Raw genomic sequence first — 4,389 nt, 5'->3', positions numbered from 1 at the left:
AGTTGACACAGTATTACTGGGATGATATAAATGCATGTGCATGCATTATATAAAAAGGAGATGAAGAATGATGAATGATTTATTTTCACCTTATCGCATAAAAGAACTTGAACTTAAAAATAGGATCGTCATGCCGCCGATGTGCCAATACTCCGTCGAAGCGGAAGATGGTATACCAACGAACTGGCACCAGCAACATTATGTAAGCAGGGCAGTTGGCGGCACGGGGTTAATTATAGTGGAAATGACCGATGTGGAGCCTGATGGGCGCATTTCGAATCGCGATCTTGGATTATGGTCCGACGATCAAATTGGGGCTTTCTCCAACATCGTTAAGGAAGTTCATCAATACGGTGCAAAAATCGGGATACAAATTGCCCATGCAGGCCGTAAAGCGGAGGATGCGGAACCGCCGGTGGCACCTTCAGCCATTGCGTTTGATGAAACGTATAAAACACCAAGGGCTTTAGAAACGGAAGAAGTGAAGGAAATGGTCGATAAATTCCGGGCATCGGCCAGAAGGGCAGTTCAAGCAGGGTTTGACGTAATCGAATTACATGGTGCACACGGGTATTTAATCCACCAATTCACATCACCGCTTACGAATAAACGTGATGACGAATATGGAAGGGACCTGACTAAATTCGGAGTGGAAGTCATTAAAGCAGTGAAAAGCGAAATGCCTGCCGACATGCCTTTAATCATGCGCATTTCTGCAAAAGAATACGTTGAAGGCGGATATGGTATTGAGGAAAGCATTGCATTTTCACAAGTCTTTAAAGAAGCAGGCGTCGATATGTTCCATGTAAGCTCTGGAGGAGAAGGCCCGATTGGAGCAGACGGAAGACCTGGTACCCATGCCAGCTATCAAACTCCGTTGGCCAGGGAAATCAAAAAAGCTTTGGATATTCCGGTGATTGCTGTAGGTCGTTTAGATGATCCGATTCTAGCAAATTCAATCATTGGCAATGAAGAAGCAGATTTGGTCGCCATCGGCAGAGGAATGCTGCGAAACCCTTATTGGGCACTTGAAGCATCTAAAGCTTTGAATATAAAAACGGAGATTCCTAAACAATATCAACTGGGATTCAAGCATTGATACGGATATTTAAAACGCCGGCGAATATTATATTCGCTGGCGTTTTTTCATTCAGTGCATGAGGGAATTTGCATATGCGAATCCATTACGTGATGTTTAACTGGAAATTTTGCTATAATGAAAAAGATAAATCAAACGATAATTCGAGGTGCTAATTATGGAAGAAATCAAAATCATTACAACGGAAGAAGTGGAAGCTAAGCTTGAGGCAGGAGAAGCGATGGAACTTGTCGATGTTCGTGAAGACGAAGAAGTGCAGGAGGGAATGATCGAAGGCGCGAAACATATTCGCATGAATGATATCCCGGCGAACCTTGACTATTTTGATAAAGAAAAAGAATATATCTTTATCTGCCGTTCAGGACGCCGCAGTGAAAATGTATGCCATTATCTTCAGGAACAAGGATATAAAGTGGCAAACATGGTTGGCGGAATGCTTGAATGGGACGGCGAAGTCATCGTTAAGTGAAGCTCTTCAAAAAGGCCTGTTACTTTTGTAAGCGTAAATCCAGGAATGTGACGGCTTATTTGAATGAAGAAAGAAAAAAGATCATGGTTTGTTCACAATGCCGTGAATATGCGGAAAAACGTGCATATTTGAAGTCGTGAAAACAAAGAGTCCTTTCATCATGAAGGGACTCTTTTTTCTATATGAACCTCACTTCCGGGGATGCAAACGTTTTATGTTAAAATTAGGGTGCTGAAGTCAGAAAATATAGAAAAAGGAGAGTTGGAGAATGAATGTTCATAAAATTGCGGTCATTGCGGGTGACGGGATTGGCCCTGAGGTGATTAATGAGGGTGTAAAGGTCCTTAAAGAAGTGGCGGCCATTGCCGGTGATTTTTCTTTCCAGTTCACCTATTTTCCATGGGGCTGTGAATATTACCTTGAGCACGGCAAAATGCTGCCTGACGATGGACTGGAACAACTGATGAAGTTTGACGCCGTGTATCTGGGGGCTGTCGGTTATCCTGGTGTCCCGGACCATATTTCCTTACGTGAACTTCTGCTGAAGATCAGAAAGGGATTTGACCAATATGTGAATGTTCGACCCGTTAAATTGCTTCAAGGTGCACCCTGTCCATTAAAAGACGTGACCCGTGACCAAATCGATATGATTGTCATCCGTGAAAACAGTGAAGGGGAATATTCCGGTGCAGGTGATTGGCTTTTTAAAGGCAAGCCGGAAGAAGTCGTCCTGCAGACGGGGGTCTTTTCACGAAAGGGAACCGAGAGGATCATCCGTTATGCTTATGAACTTGCGCGCAAGACAGGAAGGACGCTAACGAGCATAAGCAAGGCGAACGCATTGAATTATTCAATGGTTTTTTGGGATCAGGTTTTTGAAGAAATTGGACAGGAGTATCCGGAAGTAGAAACGAATTCCTATCTGGTCGATGCGGCAAGCATGTATTTTGTCAAACAGCCCGAACGGTTTCAAATCGTTGTCACCTCCAATTTGTTCGGTGACATCATAACGGATTTAGGTGCTGCCATTGCAGGCGGGATGGGACTGGCGGCCGGTGCCAATTTAAACCCGGAACGGATTTATCCTTCGATGTTCGAACCGATTCATGGTTCAGCCCCGGATATAGCACATCAAGGCATCGCCAATCCACTTGCGGCCATATGGTCTGCCAGTCAGATTCTCGATTTCTTTGGACATGAGGTTTGGGGTGCGAAAGTGTTGGACGTGATTGAACAGGCGATGGTCGATAAAAAGGTGCTGACTCCTGATATGGGCGGGGCAGCTTCTACAGAGGAAGTCGGGGATGAAGTGGTTAAAATATTATCCGATTCACTAAAAAATCAAGTATAAAAATCAAGTGAAAAGGGCATCCTGCACAATAACTATCATTATAGTAAAAGGGCGGGGAGAGCCGATGATACAAGTGAAATTATTTGATTATGAGCATGAAAAGGACCTAGAGGATGAAATGAACTTTTTCCTGGAAGACATTCGTGATAATCAAATCGTCGATATCAAATACAATGTCGCCACAACAGGTGAAGAGGAAGAGGAACAGATCTACTGTTTCAGTGCGATGATCATCTATAAAAAAAAATAAAGGCCGGCTGGCCCTATAATCATAATGGACTACCTATTGCTTGCTGACGGGCAATCAAAGGTAGTCTTTTTCCGTCTGGACTTCCTCGGAAGGTGGCATGTTCGTTGTGGAAATTAGGACGATGTCGCTTCCCCGCCATTGACATGAAGTGTTTGTCCTGTCACAAAACGGGAATCATCAGAGGCGAGATAGACAAAGGTGGGAGCCAGTTCAAATGGCTGGCCTTGACGCTCCATCGGATTATCGACTTGTGTCACTTCGTCTGCCGAGAAACTTGCCGGGATGAGGGGTGTCCAAAACCTTCCTGGCGCAATGGCGTTCACCCGGATGCCTTGATCGACAAGACTGTTTGCTAAGGCACGGGTAAAACCGATGTTGGCCCCTTTAGTCGCCGTATAATCAATTAATTGCTTATTCCCATTAAACGTCACGACAGAAGATGTATTAATGATGGAGGACCCAGCTTTTAAATGGGGAAGGGCAGCACGCGTCGTGTAGAAGTGGGAATAGATATTCACTTTAAAGGTATCATCGAATTGCTCATCCGTAATATCAAGCAAGCTTAATTGCTGAAATTGAATGCCCACGTGGTTACAAAGAATATCGAGCTTTCCAAATGTTTCGATGGTGTCTTCCACGATATCGATGCATTGCTGCTTATCCCTTAAGTCCCCAGGCAGCAGTAAGCAACGTTGCCCAAGCTCTTCAATTCTCGTTTTAGTCCGATTGGCATCCTCATGTTCATCCAAATAAGCGATGGAAACATCTGCCCCTTCTTTAGCAAAAGCGATGGCAGCCGCAGCGCCAATCCCACTGTCTCCGCCAGTTATCAATGCGACTTTACCTGTTAATTTCCCGCTGCCCCTATAATTGGGATTTTCGATGATGGGCCTGGGCACCATTAATTTTTCTACACCGGGTTGGCGAAATTGGCGTTGCTCCGGAACCGTGATGGGTACGTCTTGATAACGGGTGATCTTCCCATAATTCGGATGCATGGGATAGCTTTTACCGGATGATTTCTTTTTATTATCTTCTGCCATGAGGGGTCCTCCTAATAAAGAATTTAGTCGGATTACTTTATGATGATCAGGCATATGCCGTGCATGAAGAACATGTATCGGGACGGGCTCGTTGCCGTGCGGCTCGAATATGCTGAAGGGGAGAAAAAAGTTTTTGGAGGCCTCTATATGCCATATTATTATAGCGAAGAAGTGAAG

General features: G+C 44.5%; 5 protein-coding genes. 4 read left to right on the top strand and 1 reads right to left on the bottom strand.

Annotated features, from left to right (window positions below):
- Positions 1–70 precede the first annotated feature (70 nt).
- The 4 genes from AC1DVB_RS25475 to AC1DVB_RS25460 all read left to right on the top strand — a co-directional run bounded on the left by AC1DVB_RS25475 (position 71) and on the right by AC1DVB_RS25460 (position 3,169).
- Positions 71–1,099: an NADH:flavin oxidoreductase/NADH oxidase gene (locus tag AC1DVB_RS25475; RefSeq protein ID WP_048682014.1), complete on the top strand. Its 1,029-nt coding sequence runs from the start codon at positions 71–73 to the stop codon at positions 1,097–1,099.
- Between the two features lie 157 nt (positions 1,100–1,256).
- The gene (locus tag AC1DVB_RS25470) at positions 1,257–1,568 is read left to right on the top strand and encodes a rhodanese-like domain-containing protein (RefSeq protein WP_034309364.1); all 312 of its coding nucleotides are present in this window, start codon (positions 1,257–1,259) and stop codon (positions 1,566–1,568) included.
- Between the two features lie 268 nt (positions 1,569–1,836).
- On the top strand, positions 1,837–2,919 hold the full coding sequence (locus tag AC1DVB_RS25465; protein WP_477591549.1) for a tartrate dehydrogenase: 1,083 nt from the start codon (positions 1,837–1,839) through the stop codon (positions 2,917–2,919).
- Positions 2,920–2,983: 64 nt separating this feature from the next.
- Positions 2,984–3,169: a sporulation protein Cse60 gene (locus tag AC1DVB_RS25460; protein ID WP_048682016.1), complete on the top strand. Its 186-nt coding sequence runs from the start codon at positions 2,984–2,986 to the stop codon at positions 3,167–3,169.
- Positions 3,170–3,282: 113 nt separating this feature from the next.
- On the opposite strand, the gene AC1DVB_RS25455 is transcribed toward AC1DVB_RS25460, so the two are convergent.
- Positions 3,283–4,212: an SDR family oxidoreductase gene (locus tag AC1DVB_RS25455; RefSeq protein WP_063575433.1), complete on the bottom strand. Its 930-nt coding sequence runs from the start codon at positions 4,210–4,212 to the stop codon at positions 3,283–3,285.
- Between the last annotated feature and the right edge of the window lie 177 nt (positions 4,213–4,389).

The organism is Peribacillus sp. P4_D6, assembly GCF_056401795.1.
Note: the sequence above shows the minus strand (reverse complement) of the source record. Positions and strands in the feature narration are given on the sequence as shown.

Coding starts and splice junctions, on each gene's coding strand:
- AC1DVB_RS25465 (WP_477591549.1), top strand. CDS start 1,837: ATGAATGTTCATAAAATTGCGGTCATTGCGGGTGACGGGATTGGCCCT.
- AC1DVB_RS25475 (WP_048682014.1), top strand. CDS start 71: ATGAATGATTTATTTTCACCTTATCGCATAAAAGAACTTGAACTTAAA.
- AC1DVB_RS25470 (WP_034309364.1), top strand. CDS start 1,257: ATGGAAGAAATCAAAATCATTACAACGGAAGAAGTGGAAGCTAAGCTT.
- AC1DVB_RS25460 (WP_048682016.1), top strand. CDS start 2,984: ATGATACAAGTGAAATTATTTGATTATGAGCATGAAAAGGACCTAGAG.
- AC1DVB_RS25455 (WP_063575433.1), bottom strand. CDS start 4,212: ATGGCAGAAGATAATAAAAAGAAATCATCCGGTAAAAGCTATCCCATG.